Annotated in this window: 25 protein-coding genes and 2 riboswitches; of the genes, 20 read left to right on the plus strand and 5 right to left on the minus strand. The window is 41.8% G+C overall.

Annotated elements, in window-relative coordinates; translation table 11 throughout:
• Positions 1–42 precede the first annotated feature (42 nt).
• The 17 genes from J7I90_RS17470 to J7I90_RS17545 all read left to right on the plus strand — a co-directional run bounded on the left by J7I90_RS17470 (position 43) and on the right by J7I90_RS17545 (position 16,856).
• On the plus strand, positions 43–408 hold the full coding sequence (locus tag J7I90_RS17470) for a toprim domain-containing protein (RefSeq protein WP_057278065.1): 366 nt from the start codon (positions 43–45) through the stop codon (positions 406–408).
• Between the two features lie 3 nt (positions 409–411).
• Positions 412–720, plus strand: coding sequence for a thioredoxin family protein (locus J7I90_RS17475; protein ID WP_214773190.1), 309 nt, complete (start codon positions 412–414; stop codon positions 718–720).
• Positions 721–865: 145 nt separating this feature from the next.
• Positions 866–973: riboswitch (SAM riboswitch) on the plus strand.
• 100 nt (positions 974–1,073) lie between these two features.
• On the plus strand, positions 1,074–2,384 hold the full coding sequence (locus J7I90_RS17480; protein WP_214773069.1) for an O-acetylhomoserine aminocarboxypropyltransferase/cysteine synthase family protein: 1,311 nt from the start codon (positions 1,074–1,076) through the stop codon (positions 2,382–2,384).
• A gap of 117 nt (positions 2,385–2,501) precedes the next feature.
• A riboswitch (SAM riboswitch) is annotated at positions 2,502–2,614 on the plus strand.
• 153 nt (positions 2,615–2,767) lie between these two features.
• Positions 2,768–3,802: a methionine ABC transporter ATP-binding protein gene (locus J7I90_RS17485; RefSeq protein WP_048688213.1), complete on the plus strand. Its 1,035-nt coding sequence runs from the start codon at positions 2,768–2,770 to the stop codon at positions 3,800–3,802.
• Complete coding sequence (locus J7I90_RS17490; protein WP_214773070.1) at positions 3,795–4,463, plus strand: methionine ABC transporter permease; 669 nt, start codon at positions 3,795–3,797, stop codon at positions 4,461–4,463. The genes J7I90_RS17485 and J7I90_RS17490 overlap by 8 nt, the downstream gene beginning before the upstream one ends.
• A gap of 15 nt (positions 4,464–4,478) precedes the next feature.
• Positions 4,479–5,315: a MetQ/NlpA family ABC transporter substrate-binding protein gene (locus J7I90_RS17495; protein WP_214773071.1), complete on the plus strand. Its 837-nt coding sequence runs from the start codon at positions 4,479–4,481 to the stop codon at positions 5,313–5,315.
• 752 nt (positions 5,316–6,067) lie between these two features.
• Positions 6,068–6,208 (plus strand): YuzK family famiily protein, encoded by a 141-nt coding sequence (locus J7I90_RS28285; RefSeq protein WP_479687500.1) that lies wholly within the window; start codon positions 6,068–6,070, stop codon positions 6,206–6,208.
• A gap of 450 nt (positions 6,209–6,658) precedes the next feature.
• Positions 6,659–7,444 carry a Fe-S cluster assembly ATPase SufC gene (gene sufC, locus J7I90_RS17500; protein ID WP_034310141.1) on the plus strand — a complete coding sequence of 262 codons (786 nt, stop codon included), beginning with the start codon at positions 6,659–6,661 and terminating at the stop codon, positions 7,442–7,444.
• 15 nt (positions 7,445–7,459) lie between these two features.
• Positions 7,460–8,761: a Fe-S cluster assembly protein SufD gene (sufD, locus tag J7I90_RS17505; protein ID WP_214773072.1), complete on the plus strand. Its 1,302-nt coding sequence runs from the start codon at positions 7,460–7,462 to the stop codon at positions 8,759–8,761.
• Positions 8,761–9,990: a cysteine desulfurase gene (locus tag J7I90_RS17510; protein ID WP_048688225.1), complete on the plus strand. Its 1,230-nt coding sequence runs from the start codon at positions 8,761–8,763 to the stop codon at positions 9,988–9,990. The genes sufD and J7I90_RS17510 overlap by 1 nt, the downstream gene beginning before the upstream one ends.
• Positions 9,980–10,408 (plus strand): Fe-S cluster assembly sulfur transfer protein SufU, encoded by a 429-nt coding sequence (sufU, locus tag J7I90_RS17515; protein WP_034310148.1) that lies wholly within the window; start codon positions 9,980–9,982, stop codon positions 10,406–10,408. The genes J7I90_RS17510 and sufU overlap by 11 nt, the downstream gene beginning before the upstream one ends.
• A gap of 55 nt (positions 10,409–10,463) precedes the next feature.
• The gene (gene sufB, locus J7I90_RS17520) at positions 10,464–11,861 is read left to right on the plus strand and encodes a Fe-S cluster assembly protein SufB (RefSeq protein WP_053536753.1); all 1,398 of its coding nucleotides are present in this window, start codon (positions 10,464–10,466) and stop codon (positions 11,859–11,861) included.
• Positions 11,862–12,053: 192 nt separating this feature from the next.
• The gene (locus tag J7I90_RS17525; RefSeq protein ID WP_214773073.1) at positions 12,054–12,902 is read left to right on the plus strand and encodes a DUF72 domain-containing protein; all 849 of its coding nucleotides are present in this window, start codon (positions 12,054–12,056) and stop codon (positions 12,900–12,902) included.
• A gap of 84 nt (positions 12,903–12,986) precedes the next feature.
• A complete protein-coding gene (locus J7I90_RS17530) occupies positions 12,987–13,814 on the plus strand; it encodes a sulfite exporter TauE/SafE family protein (RefSeq protein ID WP_214773074.1) in 828 nt (275 codons plus the stop codon).
• Positions 13,815–13,830: 16 nt separating this feature from the next.
• A complete protein-coding gene (locus J7I90_RS17535; protein ID WP_214773075.1) occupies positions 13,831–15,216 on the plus strand; it encodes a bifunctional metallophosphatase/5'-nucleotidase in 1,386 nt (461 codons plus the stop codon).
• A gap of 61 nt (positions 15,217–15,277) precedes the next feature.
• Positions 15,278–15,580 carry a YunC family protein gene (locus J7I90_RS17540; RefSeq protein WP_034310161.1) on the plus strand — a complete coding sequence of 101 codons (303 nt, stop codon included), beginning with the start codon at positions 15,278–15,280 and terminating at the stop codon, positions 15,578–15,580.
• 178 nt (positions 15,581–15,758) lie between these two features.
• Positions 15,759–16,856 (plus strand): HD-GYP domain-containing protein, encoded by a 1,098-nt coding sequence (locus J7I90_RS17545; RefSeq protein WP_214773076.1) that lies wholly within the window; start codon positions 15,759–15,761, stop codon positions 16,854–16,856.
• Positions 16,857–16,878: 22 nt separating this feature from the next.
• Here J7I90_RS17545 and yunB read toward each other — a convergent pair whose 3' ends face one another.
• Together yunB and J7I90_RS17555 are read right to left on the minus strand one after the other, a co-directional pair.
• Complete coding sequence (gene yunB / locus J7I90_RS17550) at positions 16,879–17,628, minus strand: sporulation protein YunB (RefSeq protein WP_095390895.1); 750 nt, start codon at positions 17,626–17,628, stop codon at positions 16,879–16,881.
• An 89-nt stretch (positions 17,629–17,717) separates the two neighbouring features.
• Positions 17,718–18,701, minus strand: coding sequence for a M23 family metallopeptidase (locus J7I90_RS17555; protein ID WP_396020069.1), 984 nt, complete (start codon positions 18,699–18,701; stop codon positions 17,718–17,720).
• 187 nt (positions 18,702–18,888) lie between these two features.
• Between J7I90_RS17555 and lipA the strand changes: the two genes are divergently transcribed.
• Positions 18,889–19,803 carry a lipoyl synthase gene (lipA, locus tag J7I90_RS17560; protein WP_034310172.1) on the plus strand — a complete coding sequence of 305 codons (915 nt, stop codon included), beginning with the start codon at positions 18,889–18,891 and terminating at the stop codon, positions 19,801–19,803.
• A 39-nt stretch (positions 19,804–19,842) separates the two neighbouring features.
• Here the strand turns inward: lipA and J7I90_RS17565 are convergent, their stop codons facing one another.
• Entirely contained in the window at positions 19,843–20,505 is a 663-nt protein-coding gene (locus J7I90_RS17565; RefSeq protein WP_214773077.1) for a YhcN/YlaJ family sporulation lipoprotein, read from the minus strand.
• Between the two features lie 112 nt (positions 20,506–20,617).
• Between J7I90_RS17565 and J7I90_RS17570 the strand changes: the two genes are divergently transcribed.
• Positions 20,618–20,893, plus strand: coding sequence for a YutD family protein (locus J7I90_RS17570; protein ID WP_034310177.1), 276 nt, complete (start codon positions 20,618–20,620; stop codon positions 20,891–20,893).
• Positions 20,894–20,923: 30 nt separating this feature from the next.
• On the opposite strand, the gene J7I90_RS17575 is transcribed toward J7I90_RS17570, so the two are convergent.
• Both J7I90_RS17575 and J7I90_RS17580 read right to left on the minus strand, forming a co-directional pair.
• Positions 20,924–21,211 carry a cytosolic protein gene (locus J7I90_RS17575; RefSeq protein ID WP_170946935.1) on the minus strand — a complete coding sequence of 96 codons (288 nt, stop codon included), beginning with the start codon at positions 21,209–21,211 and terminating at the stop codon, positions 20,924–20,926.
• A 70-nt stretch (positions 21,212–21,281) separates the two neighbouring features.
• On the minus strand, positions 21,282–21,548 hold the full coding sequence (locus tag J7I90_RS17580; RefSeq protein ID WP_034310182.1) for a DUF3055 domain-containing protein: 267 nt from the start codon (positions 21,546–21,548) through the stop codon (positions 21,282–21,284).
• Positions 21,549–21,890: 342 nt separating this feature from the next.
• Between J7I90_RS17580 and J7I90_RS17585 the strand changes: the two genes are divergently transcribed.
• A complete protein-coding gene (locus tag J7I90_RS17585) occupies positions 21,891–22,328 on the plus strand; it encodes a DUF86 domain-containing protein (protein ID WP_214773078.1) in 438 nt (145 codons plus the stop codon).
• Positions 22,329–22,334: the final 6 nt, after the last annotated feature.

Below are 22,334 nucleotides of genomic sequence, written 5' to 3' on the forward strand. Positions count from 1 at the left end.
GTGGGTGAGTTGCGCACATAATTCGTGAGATGGAGTGATGACATGGAGTGGGGCGAATTCGATAAAGTGATCATTGTAGAAGGCAGTTCCGATAAAAGAAAAGTTGCCTCCGTTTTAAATGAAGATGTGGAAATAAGATGTACAAATGGGACCATATCATTAACTAAGCTGGATGAATTAGTGGATGAATTGATGGACCGTGATGTTTATCTCCTTTTTGACGCAGATGAATCAGGAGAAAAGCTGCGGAAGCAGTTCCGAAGGGAAATGCCGGAAGCGAACCACCTGTATATTAATAAAATGTACAAAGAAGTGGAGAGCTCACCCGAACATCATATCGCAACTGTGCTCCTATCTGCCAATATGAATGTGAAAATGAAATTTTTAAGTCAAAGGGTGAACGACTAATTGATGCAGGAATGGAAAGAAGAAGAGTGTAAGCGTGCTGTTGAAAATGGGGAAACCTTTTGCTTATATTTATATACACCTTTATGCGGAACCTGTCAGGTGGCCTCCAAGATGCTGACGATATCCTTGGAGCTTTTCCCCGAATTGAAGGCAGGCAAAATGAATATGAACTATGTCCAAGCAATTGCCGAATCATATGAAATCGAAAGTGTTCCTTGCTTATTGCTTTTCAAAGAAGGGAAGCTGCAAAAGAAAATATATGCCTTTCAATCCGTTCCATATTTGTACGGATTACTTAAGGAAATCAGTTAGGAAACCAATCAGAACCGCGGTTGGTTTTCTTTGTTGCTGACATTTGAATGAGAGCAGGAAATAAACAAAGAATATTCTAACAATTCATTGACTGATTTAATCTAAAATGCTATATTTTGAATTAAGTAATGGCAGAATTTAATAGTTCTTATCAAGAGTGGCGGAGGGACTGGCCCGACGAAGCCCGGCAACCGGTATAAATTTTTATATACGGTGCTAATTCCAGCAGAGTGTTGGCTCTGGTAGATGAGGTGTGTTCTTGAAACCTCTTCTTATAGAAGTGGTTTTTTTGTTTATAAAAAGCCATATTTCATATAAATCCAACTAAATCCATAGAAAAAAGGTGAAATTATATGTCAGAGAAAAAGTTGCGTTTCGAAACATTGAGTGTTCATGGCGGTCTGCAAGCTGATGAAACAGGTGTCCGTGCCGTCCCTATCTACCAAAGCAATGCATACTTGTTTAAGGACACCGACCATGCAGCGAATTTATTTGGCCTAAAGGAGAATGGCTATATATATTCACGGCTTCATAATCCCACGGTCAGCGTTTTTGAGGAAAGAATGGCCTTATTGGAAGGCGGTATCGGCGGATTGGCAACGGCAAGCGGAATGGCCGCCATCTCACTTTCAATCCTGAATATCGCCGCTGCAGGGGATGAAATTGTTTCAGCCTCAACATTATATGGCGGTACGTATAACCTTTTCGAAAACACTCTTCCTAAATATGGGATCAAAGTGAAGTTCGTTTCTCCCGATGATCCTGAAAACTTCAAAAGGGCGATTACGCCAAGAACTAAAGCCATTTTTGCTGAAACGATCGGAAATCCAAGTTTGAGGGTGCTTGATATTGAAGCAGTAGCGGAAATCGCCCATGAAGCAGGCATACCTTTAATCATTGATAATACCTTCGCGACACCGTATCTTTGCAGACCAATTGATTTTGGAGCGGATATTGTCATCCATTCCGCTACAAAATGGCTTCTTGGAAATGGAACGACGCTAGGCGGTGTCATCGTGGACGGAGGGAAATTCGATTGGAACTCGCCGAACTACCCTGGCTTCACGGAACCTGACCCAAGTTACGACGGTCTGGTATACGCCGAGGCAGTTGGCCCTGCCGCATTCATAACGAAAGCCCGAGTCCAGTTACTACGTGATTTGGGCCCTGCGCTAAGTGCCCAAAGTGCATTCCAGTTTACGCTTGGACTTGAAACGCTGCATGTAAGGATGAAAGAACATCTATCAAACACCAAGTCTGTCATTCAATATTTAAAAAACCATCCTGCCGTGACCTGGGTTTCACATCCAGGTGATGAGGATCATCCCGATAAAGCCCTTGCGGATAAATATTTGCCAAAGGGAGCTGGATCTGTCGTCACATTTGGGATTCAAGGTAATCGCGAAGCCGGGGCAAAACTTATCAATTCGGTGGAATTATGGTCCCATGTGGCGAATGTAGGGGATGCGAAGAGCTTGATCATCCACCCAGCCAGTACGACCCATCAACAATTGAATGAGGCGGGTCTTGCGAAAGCGGGTGTAAGTGCCGATCAAGTCCGTTTATCGATTGGGATTGAAAATGTAGAGGACTTAATAGAAGATTTGGAGCAGGCAATTGAAAAGGCGACGAACATCGTCTCCTTGACTTCCAAAACGCTTTAAGCAAAGTTCCTGTTCATTCTTGTACTAGAAATAATATACATTGCGCTCTTTTTTTATCTATGATAAAATTTCAACATACTAAAGAACTTAATGATATTTAAATATTCTATATATTAGCTCTTATCAAGAGAGGTGGAGGGATGTGCCCGATGAAACCCGGCAACCGACAAGGAGATTTCCTTGGAAAGGTGCCAATTCACACAAAGTTTAATCACTTTGGAAGATGAGAGGAAGGCCTGTTTCTTCACCTGCCTTTCTGCTCATGCAGAAAGGTTTTTTCTATTTTAATTGAGAAAACTTTTACATGATGGGAAGAACAGACTAATAATGTAGAGAAATCAACTAAGTTCATAGGTTTTATTGGATAAAAGAGGTGAGGGTTAATGATTACATTGACGAAAGTCAGTAAGCTGTTCCGAACAGGAAAAGGAAACAGTGAGACGATCAAGGCTGTAAATAATGTGAATGTTGAAATAAATAAAGGCGAGATTTTCGGGATCATCGGTTACAGTGGAGCGGGGAAAAGTACTTTGATCAGAATGCTCAATGGATTGGAAACACCGACAGAGGGATCCGTTGTGGTGGCTGAAAAGGAAATTTCAAAAATTAAAGGGGCTCAGCTTCGTAAGGCCCGCCAAGAAATCAGCATGATTTTCCAACATTTCAATCTATTGTGGTCAAGGACCGTTCAGGAGAATATATCTTTCCCGTTGGAAATTGCAGGAGTTTCTAAACCGGAACGCACCAAGCGTGTGAACGAATTGATCAAGTTAGTCGGACTTGAAGGCAGGGAAAAGGCCTATCCTTCGCAATTAAGCGGAGGGCAAAAGCAAAGGGTGGGAATAGCCAGGGCTCTGGCAAATGACCCTAAAGTGCTGCTGTGTGATGAAGCGACTTCTGCATTGGACCCGCAGACTACCGACTCCATACTCGAATTGCTTGTTGACATCAATCAGCGTTTGGGATTGACGATCGTCTTGATTACGCATGAAATGCATGTAATACGTAAAATCTGCCATCGCGTCGCCGTGATGGAAAGCGGGCAGGTTGTTGAACAAGGTCCTGTCCTGGATGTCTTCAAGAATCCTAAAGAACAAATGACGAAGCGTTTCGTGCAACAGGTAACGGAACCGGAAGAAACGAAAGAAACGATGGACCATTTGCTCGAACGCTATCCAGCAGGCAAAGTGATTCAATTGACCTTTGTAGGCGATCATGCAGAAAGCCCATTGATTACCAAGCTTGTACGTAACTTCGAGTTGGATGTCAATATCGTTCAAGGTAAGATATCCCAAACAAGAAGCGGTTCATATGGAACATTGTTTATCCACCTAGATGGCAAAGAGGATGAAATGCTCCGCGCAATCGAATTCATTAAAGCACAGCAGGTAGGCGTGGAGGTGATTACTCATGCTTGAAGAATTATTGCCGAATGTTGATTGGGAAGACATCATTGAAGCTACGAAAGAAACGCTTTACATGACAAGCGTCTCTGTAGTGGCAACCTTTTTTATAGGCATAATACTAGGATTGATCCTTTTCTTGACAGGAAAAGGTAATATGTGGCAAAACCGGGCTGTCAACGGAATCATGAGTGCTGTCGTCAATATATTCCGTTCCATTCCATTTCTTATTTTGATTGTGCTGCTCATTCCTTTCACTAAAGCGCTTGTCGGTTCCATGATCGGTGAGAACGCTGCACTGCCGGCACTCATTATCGGAGCGGCACCATTTTATGCGCGTATGGTTGAAATCGGCCTTCGTGAAATCGATAAAGGTGTAATTGAAGCCGCTAAATCGATGGGGGCAAAAACGAGCACGATCATTTGGAAGGTCCTTCTTCCAGAGTCGATGCCTGCCCTTATTTCCGGGATTACGGTAACATCGATTGCATTGGTTGGATATACCGCAATGGCCGGGGTCATCGGCGCAGGCGGGCTTGGTAATCTAGCCTATTTGGAAGGCTATCAAAGAAATCAAAATGACGTTACGCTTGTAGCGACGATCGTTATTCTAATTATCGTCTTCATAATTCAAATTATTGGAGATGTGATTACATCTAAATTGGACAAAAGATAAAGGGAGATGAATAGGATGAAAAAGTTTTTAGGATTTGCATTAATCTTAGTGTTATCTATCGCTTTGGCTGCTTGTGGAAGTGAAAAGGATAAAAGCGGCAGCGATACGGATAAAGAATCGAAGAAAATAGTTGTAGGGGCATCCAATGTTCCTCATGCAGAAATCCTTGAGGAAGCTAAACCGCTTCTTAAAGAAAAAGGAATCGATTTGGAAATTGAAACGTTCCAGGACTATGTTTTACCGAATAAGGCGTTGAATGATAAGGAATTGGATGCTAACTACTTTCAACACATTCCATATTTAGAGGGGCAAATTAAAGAAAATGGATATGACTTCGTCAATGCTGGCGGAATCCATATCGAGCCGATTGCTCTATATTCACAAAAATATAAAAGCATTGATAAACTTCCGGAAGGTGCAACAATTATTATGAGCAGCTCTGTTGCTGATCATGGACGCGCATTATCCCTTTTGGAAAAGAATGGCCTGATCACTTTGAAAGAAGGCATCGATAAAACGACGGCTACAACGAAAGACATCGTTGAAAATAAGAAAAACCTTAAATTCGATGCAGATTATGAAGCGGCCCTGCTTCCTAAAATTTATGAGAGCGGCGAAGGCGATGCAGTCTTGATCAACTCCAACTATGCAATAGACGCCGGTTTGAATCCGCTTAAAGATTCAATTGCGATTGAGGATTCCGAATCACCTTATGTGAATGTCATTGCCGTAAACAAAGGTGACGAAAATAAAGAAGCAATCAAAGCGCTTGTAGAAGTATTGCATTCTAAAGAAATTCAAGATTTCATTCTTAAAGAATACAAAGGTGCAGTTGTACCGGCGGATAAATAATTCGAGAATGGCGGCCTGATTTAATTCAGGTAGCAGTTTAAAAAGGTTTCGGAATGGTCTCATTCCGAAACCTTTTTGTTATTGGATTTAATCATTATAGCCCTCTATATTTGTTATTGAGTGCCGATGGACAGGGATAACAACCAAAACGCTCATATTACGCATAGCCATGGTTGCGGAATCTGGGTCAACAGCTTCAGGTTTTCCAGCTTTCTTAATCACTTGTTCAATCAGAGGCTCTTAATCGAGTATTTCCGGGTGTTACTATCGTCCCAACACAAATCCGTTACGGTCTGCTGAAGCATAAATGAATAAGCGAGCTGGTTTGTCCGTTCAGCTTTTACATAATGCGTCGCTCATGATTTTTAGTTTGTCTACAGTTTTTTAGATTTTTAGGTTTTAAAAATTTGAACGTTACTTTCCGCTTCAGGCACTCGCTTTTCCCTCAAGAGTCTCGTACCTTCCGTTCCAATCCACTAAGACTACACAATCAGAATAGAATCACTTTCACCTACATTCTATTTCCGTTCAATGCCGGTTAGGATTTCCGTGATAAAGTGCTTCACTTCTATAAGTTCGGTTAATGATGATCCAGGTTGTTTCAGTCTGCGGTTTAGTTTACTCCTTTCATGTTTAATCAGGAAAGGAAAGGGTATAGAGATAATGAAGGTGAAAAATGATACACAAATTTGAAAGGATGGTTCACTATCAATACTCTGGATTTAAATGTAACAAGCGAAATGGAAAAGGCGATGCAGTCTTCACATGGGATTGGCTACAGTGAGTACAGCAGAGATTTAGACCTCCGTATCGAGGTTGAGAAAGAACGGGATAGGGAACATGTAAAGTGCAACAAAATGGTCCAGGACCTACAACGCAAAATTCACGGCTAAGCATATAAAAGAGTTCTTTAAAAGATCGGTCTGTAGAGGTAAAATGGAAAGTGGTCCATAAAATAAGGATTTCCTTATTGGATAAACTTACATAATACCTGACAGTCCGATTTTTTTCTTTTTAAGCGGAACGTTCATACCTTGCAATCGAATCCTTTGAACATATAGTATTAAGGACGAAGATTTGCCGAATAATAAGATAATTTTAACAAAAGCTAAAATAAGTATGAATATGCAGTAAACAGGCCATATCTGTTAGTATTGTAAGAATGGGACAGGTTTTTAACATGGCCGAAGTGGAAACCCATATCTATTTAGTTGATTCTAAATTGGATTTGTTATAAAATTGGAATGAGAATAAAGTGAGAATGCTTTTACGTAAATTATAGTAATGAAAGTAATCTTTACTTTCTGGTAATAAAATTGGAATTAGTTCACGGAGGTATTATTATGTCAGCTTCTACATTAACGGTTAAAGATCTGCACGTATCAATTGAAGGCAAAGAGATTTTAAAAGGGGTAAACCTTGAAGTTAAAGGTGGAGAAATCCATGCGATCATGGGACCAAATGGAACTGGTAAATCAACTTTATCATCAGCAATCATGGGTCACCCTAAATATGAGGTAACTAGCGGAAGCATCACATTCGATGGTGAAGATGTATTGGAGATGGAAGTAGACGAGCGCGCTCGTGTCGGTCTATTCCTAGCTATGCAATATCCAAGTGAAATCAGCGGTGTTACAAATGCAGACTTCTTACGTTCTTCCATTAACGCACGCCGTGAAGAAGGCGATGAAATTTCATTGATGAAATTCATCCGTCAAATGGACCAAAAAATGGAATTCCTTGAAATGGATGAAGATATGGCGCAACGCTATTTAAATGAAGGTTTCTCAGGCGGAGAGAAAAAACGCAACGAGATCCTTCAATTAATGATGATCCAACCTAAAATTGCAATCTTGGATGAGATTGATTCAGGTCTAGATATCGATGCACTTAAAGTCGTTTCAAAAGGAATCAACGAAATGCGCGGAGAAGACTTTGGATGCTTGATCATCACTCACTACCAACGTCTATTAAATTACATCACTCCTGATTTTGTACATGTAATGATGCAAGGACGTGTCGTAAAATCAGGCGGTCCTGAACTTGCTGCCCGCTTGGAAGCGGAAGGTTATGACTGGATTAAACAAGAATTGGGCATTGAAGACGAAACTGTTGGCGAAGAAGCGTAAGTAGGAGGATTTGCAATGACTACAGAAACGAAATTACCGTTTGAACAAGAGGATATAAGCTCCTATTCAACTAAAAATAATGATCCAGCTTGGCTATCCGAGCTTCGGATTCAAGCGTTTTCTGAATTAGAAAAGCTCCCGATGCCAAAGCCGGATAAAACGAAAATCGATAAATGGAATTTCACTTCTTTCCAAACTCATACGGTTGAGAGTGAAGCTTTTGCCTCTTTAGAGGAGCTTCCGGAAGAAATTAAGTCCATCATTGAAGAAAATGAAAACTTATACATCCAACGCAATAATACGCCGGCACATATCAATCTGTCAGCAAGTGTGAAAGAACAAGGCGTCATTTTTACGGATATTTTATCAGCGGCCCGCGATCATGCTGAGCTCGTGCAAAAATATTTCATGAAAGACGGCGTTAAAATAGATGAGCATCGTTTAACAGCACTTCATGCTGCATTGGTTAATGGGGGAGCATTCCTTTATGTTCCGAAAAATGTAGAAATCAAAGAGCCGATTCAATCGGTATTCCTTTTGGATAATCCAGATACTACACTTTTCAACCATGTCTTGATCGTAGCTGAAGATAATAGCTCTGTCACATATGTAGAGAACTACTTCTCAACCGTTGAGTCTAACGAAGGTGTTGCCAACATCGTAACTGAAGTATTTGCAAATGCGAATGCCAAAGTCCAATATGGTGCGGTCGATACCCTTTCAAAAGGCTTCACGACATATGTTAACCGCCGTGGAGTGGCAGGACGTGACGCACGTATTGAGTGGGCGCTTGGCCTGATGAACGACGGAAATACGATTTCAGATAATACAACATATCTAATGGGCGATGGCTCTCACGGTGATACAAAAACCGTTGTAGTCGGACGCGGGGAACAAAAGCAGAACTTCACGACAGCCATCATTCATTATGGCAAACGCTCTGAGGGTTATATCCTTAAGCACGGTGTCATGAAAGAATCCGCATCCTCCATTTTTAATGGAATCGGGAAAATAGAGTATGGAGCTACAAAGGCCAATGCCGAACAGGAGTCACGCGTATTGATGTTAAGTGAAAAAGCACGCGGAGACGCCAATCCGATCCTCTTGATCGATGAAGATGATGTAACGGCTGGCCATGCTGCTTCCGTCGGCCGTGTCGATCCGCTTCAACTGTATTATTTAATGAGCCGTGGTATTACAAAGAAAGAAGCAGAAAGACTTGTCATTCACGGATTCTTGGCCCCTGTTGTTAACGAGCTTCCAATTGAGGGAGTCAAAAAACAATTAGTAGCGGTCATTGAAAGGAAAGTACAGTAATGAACCCATACGAAATTCGTAAGCTTTTTCCAATATTAGATCAAGAAGTCAATGGTCAGCCATTAGTTTATTTAGATAGTGCTGCAACCTCTCAAAAACCGGCTGCAGTGATTGAAGCGATTGAGCAATATTACCGCGGTTATAACTCGAATGTTCACCGCGGGGTGCATACACTAGGAACAAAAGCTACGGATGCGTATGAAGGTGCTCGTGAAAAGGTACGTAAATTCATTAATGCTTCTTCTACAGAAGAAATCATCTTTACCAGAGGCACAACGACTGCTTTAAATACTGTAGCAAGAAGTTACGGTGGTGCAAATATTAAAGAGGGTGACGAAATCGTCATCTCTTACATGGAGCATCACAGTAATATCATTCCGTGGCAGCAGCTTGCCAAAGAAAAAGGCGCTGTATTGAAGTATATTCCGCTTCAGGAGGATGGCACGATTTCCGTTGACGATGCGAGGGCTACAATTACGGAAGCCACGAAAATCGTGTCCATCATGCAGGTTTCGAATGTGCTTGGCGTTATCAATCCTGTGAAGGAAATCGCCCAAATTGCCCATGATCACAATGCTGTAATGGTAGTCGACGGGGCACAAAGCACGCCGCATCTAAAAGTGGATGTCCGTGATTTGGATTGTGATTTCTTTGCCTTCTCAGGTCATAAAATGGTCGGTCCAACAGGCATCGGCGCATTATATGGCAAGAAAGATCTTCTGGAAAAAATGGAACCGATCGAGTTCGGCGGAGAGATGATTGATTTTGTAGGTTTGTATGAGTCTACATGGAAAGAACTCCCGTGGAAATTCGAAGGCGGTACTCCAATCATCGCCGGCGCCATCGGCATGGGGGCTGCCATTGATTTCTTGGAGGAAATCGGTTTGGATAATATTGAACGGCATGAACATAAGCTCGCCGCATATGCAATGGAGAAAATGTCAGCAGTTGAAGGGCTGACCATTTACGGTCCTAAAGATGCAGAAAAGCGTGCTGGTGTAATAACCTTTAATATTGATGACGTACATCCACATGATGTCGCTACCGTTCTTGATGCAGATGGAATTGCTGTCCGTGCCGGTCACCACTGCGCACAGCCATTAATGAAATGGCTTGACGTATCAGCAACAGCAAGAGCAAGTTTCTATCTATATAACACGGAAGAAGATATTGATAAGCTTGTGTCCGGGCTTGTTAAAACGAAGGAGTATTTCAGTAATGTCTTTTGATAACCTTGATACACTTTACCGTCAAGTCATTATGGATCACTATAAGAAACCTCGTAATAAGGGCATGCTAGAAGATGGAAGCATGACAATCGATATGAATAATCCTACTTGCGGCGATCGGATTCGTTTAACGATGAAGATTGAAGATGGCAAGGTCAGCGATGTTAAATTCGATGGTGATGGTTGTTCGATATCCATGAGTTCGGCTTCCATGATGACGCAAGCCATTAAGGGCAAAGACGTTGATACTGCTCTAGCGATGTCCGAGACTTTTTCCTTAATGATTCAAGGAAAAGAATACGACGATGAGATGGACCTTGGGGATATTGAAGCCCTTCAGGGTGTTTCTAAATTTCCTGCCCGAATCAAGTGTGCTACCCTAGCTTGGAAAGCCATGGAAAAGGGATTGAAGGAATAATTAAATTAAAATGAGCTGTTGTAATTCAGCCATTTGAAATGGAGGAATACGAGCTATGGCAAAGAAAATGCCTGATATCGGCGATTATAAATATGGCTTTGCGGATAAAGATGTTTCCATCTTCCGTTCAAAGCGTGGTCTGACAAAAGAAATCGTGGAAGAAATTTCTCGAATGAAGGATGAACCGCAATGGATGCTTGATTTCCGTTTGAAATCATTGGAGCATTTTTACAACATGCCAATGCCTCAATGGGGCGGCGACATGCAGAGCCTGAACTTTGATGAAATCACATACTATGTTAAGCCATCAGAGAAATCAGAGAAGTCTTGGGATGAAGTTCCTGATGAAATCAAACAGACTTTTGATAAATTGGGAATTCCTGAAGCCGAACAAAAATACCTTGCCGGTGTATCTGCCCAATATGAATCTGAAGTGGTTTACCACAGCATGAAAGTAGAATTGGAAGACTTGGGTATCGTGTTTAAAGATACGGACTCAGCACTTCGTGAAAATGAAGATATCTTCCGTGAGCATTTCGGGAAAACGATCCCACCTACTGACAATAAATTCTCTGCATTGAATTCGGCAGTTTGGTCAGGCGGGTCATTCATCTATGTACCGAAAGGCGTTAAAGTGGATACTCCGCTTCAAGCTTATTTCCGGATCAACTCTGAAAACATGGGGCAATTCGAACGTACGCTAATCATTGTTGATGAAGGCGCATCCGTTCATTATGTAGAAGGTTGTACAGCTCCTGTTTATACAACGAACTCCCTTCATAGTGCAGTTGTTGAAATTGTCATCAAGAAAGATGCTTACTGCCGTTACACGACGATCCAAAACTGGGCAAACAACGTGTTTAACCTGGTTACGAAACGTGCGGTTTGTGACGCTAATGCAACAATGGAATGGATTGATGGTAACATCGGTTCCAAATTGACAATGAAATATCCTGCTGTCATCTTAAAAGGTGAAGGCGCTCGCGGTATGACATTATCGATTGCCATTGCAGGAAAAGGCCAACACCAAGACGCTGGAGCGAAAATGATTCACCTAGCGCCAAATACATCTTCGACGATTGTATCAAAATCAATTTCTAAACAGGGCGGTAAAGTAACATACCGTGGTATCGTTCATTTCGGACGTAAAGCGGATGGAGCTCGTTCCAACATTGAATGTGATACATTAATCATGGATAATCAGTCTACATCTGATACGATCCCTTACAATGAAATCTTGAATGATAACATTTCCCTTGAACACGAAGCGAAGGTTTCCAAAGTATCTGAAGAACAATTGTTCTACTTGATGAGCCGCGGGATTTCTGAGCAAGAAGCAACGGAAATGATCGTAATGGGATTCATCGAACCATTTACAAAAGAACTTCCAATGGAATATGCGGTTGAAATGAACCGTTTGATCAAGTTCGAAATGGAAGGCTCCATCGGATAATAACCGACTGGCCTGCCTGTAAGGCGATTTAGAATAACCATTCATACAAAAGCCTGCCGGGCATGACTGGCAGGCTTTTTGTTTTGATATTCCACACCCTTATACGGAAGATTAGATATGGCTCAATAAGGGTAAAAAATAATAAAAGAAGAAGTCAGGAAATGGTCCTGTCCCAAAGGAGTGATGATGCAGATGATTTATGTTGGTGTGACCGGTTGGGGTGATCATGATAGTTTATATCATGGAGGTGTTTCCCAACGTGAAAAACTCAAAGAGTACGGCGCTCATTTTCCCATTGTGGAGGTGGATGCCTCATTCTATGCAGTCCAGCCAAAGAGGAACAGTGAAAAATGGGTATCCGATACGCCAGCATCATTCCAGTTTGTCGTTAAAGCCTACCAAGGGATGACAGGACATCAACGTGGGGAAATCCCATTTGAAAGTAAGAAGGAGATGTTCAAGGCGTTTTGCGACTCACTAGAAGCATATCGGAAGTCCGGCAAGCTCGCGATGGTCTTATTTCAGTTTCCGCCATGGTTTGATTGTAAACGTGAAAATGTGAATTATCTGCGATGGTGCAAAGCTGAAATGGGCGATATCCCAGTTGCCATAGAGTTCAGAAATCAAAGCTGGTACAGGCCCAACGTAATTCAGCCAACTTTGGATTTCATCGAAAAGGAAGGCTGGATCCATACTGTATGCGATGAGCCGCAGGCTGGTGAGGGATCCATTCCTGTCGTTTTGCATGCCACCGATAAAGATAAAACCTTGGTACGCTTTCATGGCCGTAACCTGCATGGCTGGCAAAGGCCTGCTTCGGGGGATAATTGGCGTGAGGTCAGGTACCTATATCGATATAATCATCAGGAATTGACTGAATGGGCGGAGAAAATCAGGATATTGGAAAAGGAATCCAAGGAGTTATATGTCCTGTTCAATAATAACTCGGGCGGGGATGCCGCTGATAATGCCAAACAGATGATTGAGTTGCTTGGTATAGAATATGAAGGGCTGGCTCCTAAGCAGCTTGGTTTGTTTTAAGAGGAATTATATAATGAATAATGAGATGATGTGACAAGCTAGTAGAGGCAATATCCTCACAAACAGGTAAAGGCGGATTTTTTCATGGTATGGTTAGTATTAGTGGGTATTGGATTATTAGCGGGATCAATCGGCGCTCTTGTCGGTCTGGGAGGCGGCATCATCATTGTGCCTTCCCTTTTATATTTAGGAACATCTACAAATATTATCGATGAGCTGACTCCACAGGTCGCCGTTGGTGTTTCAACCGTAATCATGATTTTTACCGGCTTATCTTCCACTCTATCTTATTTAAAACATAAGGTGGTGGATTATAAGGCCGGCTTAATCTTTTTCATTGGCAGTGCACCTGGTGGAATAATGGGGGCCTATGTGAATAAAAACCTTAACGCCGAAGCTTTTTCATTGTACTTTGGAATTTTCATGGTTTTCATGGCCATCGTGTTATTAGTGAAAAATCGTTTGAAGCCCATGCTTTTCAAGCCTGGAAAAGGGAAAATAGTGAAAACGTATAAAACCGAAAATGGACATTCATTTTCCTATGGTTACCACCCCCTGTTAGCTGTATTTATTTCTTTTGTCGTGGGATTCAGCTCCGGGTTATTTGGAATTGGCGGCGGAGCCTTAATGGTACCCGTCATGATGCTTCTTTTCTTCTTCCCTCCGCATATGGCTGTAGCGACTTCGATGTTCATGGTATTTCTATCTTCCATCACTAATTCGATTACGCATATTTCCCTTGGAAATGTAAATTGGCCATATGCTTTTGCCCTGATTCCGGGTGCGTGGTTCGGTGCTAAATTGGGCGCATTCATAAATACGCGCCTAAAGAGTGCATCGCTGGAAAATATATTGAAAATAGTGCTGATAATCATTGGTTTACGTCTAATATATCAAGGCATTACAGGATAAACGAGGAGGAAAAATGATGTCAGAAATCATTCATTTGTATCACACCAATGATCTCCATAGTCATTTTGAGAATTGGCCTCGTATTGATAAGTTTCTTAAAGAAAGAAGACAACTTCATCAAGAAACGGGAGAAGAAGCGATCATACTGGATATAGGCGATCATGTGGACCGCTGGCATCCATATACAGAAGGTACGTTGGGTAAAGGGAATATTGAACTGCTTAATGAAGCGGGCTACCAATATGTGACCATCGGCAATAACGAAGGGATCACTTTACCTCATGATGCATTGGACTCCTTATATGATCAAGCAAGGTTCAAGGTCTTGGCAGCCAATATTTATTATGGTGATAATGAAAGGCCGGAATGGGCGCTTCCATTTTGGATACATACAACGGTAAAAGGCACCAAAATCGCGATGATAGGTTTGACAGCCTTTTTTCAAAAGTTTTATTCTGCGATGGGCTGGGAAATAACGGAACCATTCATGGAGTTACAGGCACAGCTCGAAAGGGTCAAAACAGAGGCGGATGTAATCATCATCCTTTCCCACCTGGGCATCAATGATGATGAGAGGATGGCAAGGGACTTTCCGGAGATTGACATTATACTTGGCGCGCATACCCACCACATCCTCCACCAAGGTAAATTGATCAATGACACACTCCTTTGCGGGGCAGGGAAATATGGTTTTTTTGTTGGACAGGTGGAAATGACCGTCAATCAGGAAAAGAAAATTAGCCAGAAGAGAGCCATTCTTTATGATACCAATGATTTTTTGGAATTGGAGAATGAACGTTCATGGATTGAAGAAATATACCAGGCCGGGGGGGAATCGCTAAAACAGGTTGCTGTGCACTTACCGATGGCACTGGATAATGAATGGTTCAAACGAAGTCCTTTGACGGAAATTCTTGTTGAGGCCCTAAGGGAGTGGAGTCAGGCGGATTGTTCCTTTTTGAATGCAGGTCTTCTGCTCGAAGGGCTTCCGAAGGGACCTGTCACAAAAGGAGATATTCACAGAATCTGCCCACATCCCATCAATCCGTGCGTAGTTGAAGTCGATGGGAATGAATTAAAGGAAATCTTAATGCAATCGAGAAATGAAGAGTGGCCTCATATTCAGGTGAAAGGTTTCGGTTTCCGCGGAAAAATCATGGGAGCCATGCATTATGATCAAATTGAATTTAACGAAATGGAGAATGGAATCGTAAAAGAGATCCTTATAAAAGGAGAGAAACTGCAGGCGGATAAGTCCTATAAATTGGCAATACCTGATATGTTCACGTTCGGGCACTTCTTTCCAAGTATCCATCGCTCCAATTGCAAAGAATACTTACTGCCGGAATTCTTACGGGATATCCTTTTATGGAAGCTGAAAAAAATATACACGAACCCCTGATACAAAATCACGGTTTTGCCCTTTTTTTCATAAAGTATGGGGAAGGAAGGGGCGAAACCAATTGATTAACATGATCCCAATAATTCTTGATAATCATACATTCCTAGCCATTTCTGTCCGACTGCCGAAAACGAATTTACTTGCTGTCGCGTCCGAAAAGGGGTATATAATGTGCGGTGCGTTAGATGTTGGACTGCTGAACGATAAATTGAGAGATCGTAAAATCCTTGCAGGGAGGGCCACAGGGGTTAAATCGATTGAAGAGTTATTGGAAGCGCCGCTTGAATCAGTTACCTGGGAGGCTGTTGAAAAGGGCATACATCCAGGAATGATTGGTAAAGAGGCATTAATCAAAATGATTTGAAAAGGTGGGCTTTCTTTCTTCCGGAGGGGGCCTTATTTTTTTTACCAAAGTAAATGCTGATATTTTTTCAATAAATATGTTCTAACGGATTCATTTATAAAAATATGTTCCGATAAAACTTAAAAAGGAAAGAATCGGTATGAATTACAAATATTGAATGGGGAAACGGAGTACAAGTATGAGGCTAGCTATTACAAAGTCCCTAAGACCTGGAGCAAGGCTCGGTAAAAACATCTATAATGAGCAGGGCCATATCCTATTGTGCGAGGGCCTTACATTAACGCAGAAGATGATCAATCGACTGGTTTCCCTTAATATTCCCTTTGTTTACATTCAAGATTCCAGGACGGATGACATTATTCCAAAGCCCCCAGTTTCCGGGAAACTTAGAAGAGAAGCCATTAAAACAATTGAAACCACTTTCCTGGACATGAAAAATAAAATGAACCTGGATGGATCATTCACGATAGAGCAGGCTAACGTCAAATTAACTCAAATAGTCCGGAACATCATGGGCGAGCTGAAAAGGAATAAAGAGCTAATGACTTTATTGGCCGACGTTTATACATACGATGACTATATCTTCACACATTCCTTCAATGTGACCTTATATACCTTGGCGATAGGGGTGGAATTGAATATCAATGATAAGAATCTCGAAATCCTTGGGCTTGGAGCGATTTTACATGATGTCGGCAAAATGCTCGTGCCTTTGGAAGTCCTCCGTAAACCCGGTAAGCTGACGGAAAAGGAGTTTGAACAAATCCAAAAACATGCCGATTACGGATTTCATCTAATTAAAAATGTTCATACGGTTCCACTTTTAGTTGCGAATTGTGCCTATCAGCATCATGAAAGGTTAGATGGATCTGGATATCCCCGTGGGATAAAAGGGGATGAAATCCATTATTTCGGCAAGATCATTGCCGTTGCCGATGTGTTTGATGCCGTTACTTCCAATCGGGTTTACCGTAAGGCCATGCTGCCGCATCAGGGATTGGAAGTCCTTTATGCAGGAGTCGGGAAAAAGTTCGACAATACGATCATCGAAGCTTTCCGCAGGGCTGTTGCCATTTATCCCAATGGTCTATCCGTCGAATTGAATGATGGGAGGAAAGGGGTAGTATCCTCTCAAAATGAAGGGATAGGAGACCGCCCCATGATAAGGATACTTGAAGAAGATGGCGAGCAGATAAAAGAGCCCTACGAAGTGGACTTGAATAAAAACCTGCAACTGCTCATCATGAAATGTCTCGATATACAAGAACCAGCCTAACCTCAAGGATAAGCTGGTTTTTTCATTCCTTGTTTTCCTTCATGATGGCAGGTGCAACCGAACCGTTTCCGTTACTGAAATAACTTGGAACATCACCTTCGATCAGCAGGCTTCCGACTGTCACTTCCTGGCTCACCTTGGTCTCCTTCGTGAAAGAGGGGATGACGATTTGAATATTGACATCAAAGTCCACGATCAATTCATAATAAACATTATTGATGCCTGCGTTTGTCAGTTTTGTCCTTAAATCGGATTCAACATTCCCGATGACTGACATTTTCACTGGGATTTCAGGTCCGTAATTGGAAAGGAGGTTATTCCCGGTTACGACACCAAATGGTATATAATACACCACACTTTTATATTGTTCATCATTTATTTTGGCTGAACCTGTTTTAAAAGGGTTTCCCTGTTTGATGCCAAGCTTCTTTTGAATATCCTTCGTGATGTTAGCCCGCAATTCACTATATATGACTGGATTGAAGCTATAGGAAGAACTGGAGTCATCACCACCCTTGTTGTTGGTGATGATTTTGTTCATGTCAACCTTGGCTATATTCTCATCAACCGATTCATGAATCGTTTCGGTTGCAATCCGTTTGATTTCATATTCGGCTACACTCATGATCACGGGTTCGATCGATTTGTCCACGTACCAAAGAGTCATGATGCTTGAAATGATGAAAAGGATAAATGAATAGAGAAATACTTTTCGGGTGGGAAGAGGCCCCTTTTTTCGGAATTTCTTCGTTCGAAATCTTTTTCGGAACACGCTTTAGCCCCCTTTACTAATAACTATGCATCAAGTTCAGGGGTTTATGTTCGAATCAAAAAAAAGCAGCGTAAAATTCACGCCGCTCACTATTTCTTTTTGGCGAGATCTTTCCTTTCCCACAATTTTAAATAGGGGTAAGGGTCAAAGCTCCATTCTGTGATTCCGTTGTCTTTGTACATTCCGTAATGAAGATGAGGAGGGAATTTTCCGGAAGTTCCTGGAGGACCGTAGCCCGTACTGCCGACACCCCCGATGACTTGTCCGGGCTCAACGATTTGACCGACTTTCAACCCTTTGGCGAAGCCGCTTAAATGGGCAAAGTAATGATAGGTATTATTTAAATCCCGTATCCCGATCCTCCAACCGCCGAATTTATTCCAGCCTTTCATTTCAATGATTCCATAGCTCGTGGAACGAACGGGAAGGCTATAATCCGCAAAAATATCGGTGCCCTCATGGATTCTTCTTCCGCCCCATCCGCGAGCGCTTCCCCATGTATTCAAGTACGTATAATGAGTCCGCACTGGAACCGGGAAGGCTTTTTCATGTAGATCCAACCGGCCGTATTTCTTATAAATCTCGGCATTGCCGATAATGATGCTGACGGCTTTATCGCGTTTATAATAATCCCACAAGCCGATCCGGATATTATCTTCATCTGCACCATATGCTTGGAGATGCTTCGAAAAAGCATACAATCGATCGGTATCATTAGTGATATCCGCTTTGCCATCACCATTGCCATCCTGGCCCAACCCATCAAAAAATGTAATCGTGAGCGGGTTCACATCGTTTAAGTCTGGATTGAGAGCCCCGCTCCACTTTGAAGGCTCGATGTGGATGCCTATAAAACCTTTTGCCGGCTCTAAATCCCTTCGTGCGGCCCTTAGGCTGTGCTCATATTGATCTGCTCCAGCAAGGTAATACCACGGGATTTGGAGGGCAGCCTCCATATTTTTATATAGCGCCATTCTCCCGGCATAAACATCAGGGGTATTGGCAGCATTGGCGACTTGGCCTGGTGCCAAGATAAACAAACAAGTTATCGTTAGAAGGAATAATTTTTTCAACGGGGCAGGCTCCTTTCATGATATTCTCCGTTATTAAAAGACATCAGTCCATCCATCTTTTATAGTTTTGCTGATTTGGCAATAAACATGAAAAATAAATAATGGGAAACCAACTATAACTTGTATAAATGCTTTTTTATTGTTAAAGTAGGGTGTGTTAATTTCTATAGAATGGAGTGGCATTTTCATGTCTTCTAGAAATAAAGAAATTCTTCGAAAACCAGATTGGTTGAAAATAAAGCTTAATACTAACGAAAATTACCTCGGTTTAAAAAATATGATGCGCGAGAAAAATCTTCACACTGTCTGTGAAGAGGCAAAATGTCCGAATATTCACGAATGCTGGGCAGTTAGAAGGACGGCCACTTTCATGATTCTAGGTGAAATCTGTACAAGGGCTTGCCGTTTTTGTGCAGTAACAACCGGACGTCCGAATGAATTGGATTGGGCTGAACCGGAGCGTGTTGCCGATTCCGTTGTTTTGATGAATTTAAAGCATGTCGTCATTACAGCTGTTGCCCGTGATGATTTAAAGGATGGAGGCGCTGAAGTTTTCGCTGAAACGGTCCGTGCCATCCGCCGCAAAAATCCATTTACATCAATTGAAGTATTGCCGTCTGATATGGGCGGGGTGTTTGAAAATATCAAGACTTTGATGGATGCTAAACCGGATATCCTGAACCATAATATAGAGACTGTCAGAAGTTTATCCGACCGTGTACGGGCTCAGGCCAAGTATGATCGTTCATTGGAGCTTTTAAGAAGAGCCAAGGAACTGTATCCGGAAATACCGACAAAGTCCAGTTTAATGGTGGGGCTGGGTGAAACGCGTGAGGAAATCCTTGAGACAATGGATGACCTAAGGGCTAATAATGTGGATATCATGACGATCGGCCAGTATTTGCAGCCGACTAAAAAGCATTTAAAAGTGCTGAAATACTACACGCCTGAAGAATTTGCCGAACTGAAAGAACGTGCATTGGAAAAAGGGTTCAGCCATTGTGAATCAGGTCCGCTTGTCCGTTCGTCCTATCATGCGGATGAACAGGTTAATGCTGCGGCTAAACATAAGCAGAGCAAAGGTGAAGAATTATTGAAATAGAGTGAAATAAAGGACCGAAAAAATTCGGTCCTTTTGTATTCAACGGTTATCCATTTTTTGATGGATGTTATCGTGATGATCTCTTTTATCGTTAACCATTTCGCCGTTTTCATTTTCACCATCACTCATTTTGTATCCTTGAGGCGACTTCAGCATTCTTTTGATGGTTTGTTCAATCGTATAGTCAATCCCTCTGCTGCCGGATTTCACTGTAGCGAAATTCTCGACATCTTGGGCAAGGGTTTGATAATCATCACTGACATAGACATGATAGTAGCGAGGCACGACGGACATGGCAGTACGTTTAACCTGGTCTGCGGTTTCCGTCCGATCCTTTGCATTGGTATCATATACGACAAGCACTTCCTCATCAGTAACGAGGGTAGCGGCATCATTGACATTTGGAATCTGAACACTCAGTTTAGAGATGACATCAGAAAGTTGTTCACGGTCAATGGAAGCAGCTTTGTTGGAAATGTTACGGCCGTCAATGGTTGCACTATTTGTGCGGGTAAAACCGAAATCATCACTTTTATTGTCATTATTACGATAATCCTCGTCATAATATTGAGTTGGATTATTTACGTTCGTTGGGTTACCGGCATTGTTTTTTGCACCTAGCCCCTGGTCTTTTTCTTTATCAGCACATCCGGTTAGTGCAATAATCGAGCTTAAACCTATCGTTATTATCGTTTTTTTCATCAATAACACCCCCATAACTTTAGGATGAACATATTTCTCTATTTTTCGCTTAGTAATTGATGGGGAATCAGTTATAATTTAAAGAAGGAATTTATATATGAGAGGTGAAAACATGATTAACATCAATAACATGACCTATGAAATAATTGAGGATGAAAGGGAAGGCTATAACGAAGAAGCGTTTAAAGCCAGATACAGTGAGATTTTAACGAAGTATGATTATATAGTGGGCGATTGGGGTTACGGGCAATTGAGGCTGCGTGGATTTTTTGATGATTCCAATCAGAAAGCCACCTTTGATACGAAAATAAGCACGCTGAGTGAATATTTATATGAATACTGCAATTTTGGCTGTCCTTATTTCGTCGTGAAGAAAATAAAGAAATAAAAAGGCCAGAATTCACTCTGGCCTTCCATGTTAAGAGTTACCATATCCTTTATATGGAGGCTGTTCGTCTTTTTCTGAATCATCATGTGTCGGATGTGCCCCAGGATATTGTCGAGGCATACCCTCATGTAACGATTTATTTTCATAATTAAAGGCACTTTGATATCGTTGCCCTTCCTGCCACGGGGTATTTTTATTCTGAACTGGTTCATCTTTTGCTATGGCTGATCCAAAAGGTCCTTCGGGAAATTCTTCAGGAATTAAATAATCCCTCTGTTTTTCGACATTGGAAAAATCGTGGTATTCTTCTTTGTCCAAGATTATCCCCCCTCATGTAATCGGTCTTACACTCAGTAGGTTTCCCGTTTAAGCTAAAAAACTTCAGCACTCAGACGATTTCCATTAAAAAGTGACGAAGTTCTTCGGCTTCCGCTTCCGACAATTGAAAGGCATGCTCAAGATAGCCTTCCTCTTCCAAATCATCAGGCCCAATAATCGCGAAACGGTTACTCTGCATATTTAAAACAAGCTTCTTTCCATAGAAACGATCGGTTGCCGTAATGGCCAGATCGAATCTTGATTCCTCTCCCATGAAGCTTATGAACCGGGTTTTTGAATCAACGACGTCATTGTATAAATAAAAACGATCTTCCATAGTATCATTCCCTTCTTATCTTCACATTTGTAGTTCCATCATAACAAAGTGACTTCAATAGGGGAACAGACATTTTTCGGGGGTTCCGGTTGAACATTTCGCTTCGGCAATAATGGCATTCATCGATTAAATGAAAATGGCAAGAATATAAATGGAATCGGGAGTGTACGTCTGGAAATGCATCCCCGTAGAAAAGGCAATGTGTAGTTGAAGGAATTGAGAGTAAGGGAGAAGCTATGGTATCATCAAGGAATAAGGTTGGTTCGGTACAGCTTTTAACTATGCCGCTCACTCAACCAATGATTCCCTATATCATCTTAGATCAGAAAGGATCTGGAAAAAATGTACTTTGTAGACCGCCAAAAGATTGAACAAATATTAGGTTTTCTTGAAAAGCAGCTTGGACTTTTTGAGGGGCAGGATAATTGGGATGGAGAGCATTCGGAACTTATCGCTGAAAGGCTTATACAAACTTCCATCGATTCCGTGTTGGATGTAGGAAATGCGGTAATTGATGGTTTCATTATGCGTGATCCAGGAAGTTATGAGGATATTATCGATATCCTTCAAGATGAAAAAGTGATTTCAGAAGAAAAAGCGATGCAATTCAAAAAGGTTTTGCCATTAAGGAAAATGCTGGTTCAAGACTTCATTGAAGTGAACCACAAAGAACTGCATGCCGTATTTTCGGAAAATATCGAGGCATTCAAGCAATTCCCTGATTTGGTGAGGAACTATTTAACGAATGAATTGGGACCTGTTTCAGCTTTTAAAAACTAGCAGCGT

This window comes from Bacillus sp. ISL-57, assembly GCF_018613135.1.
GTDB lineage: Bacteria > Bacillota > Bacilli > Bacillales > DSM-1321 > Peribacillus > Peribacillus frigoritolerans.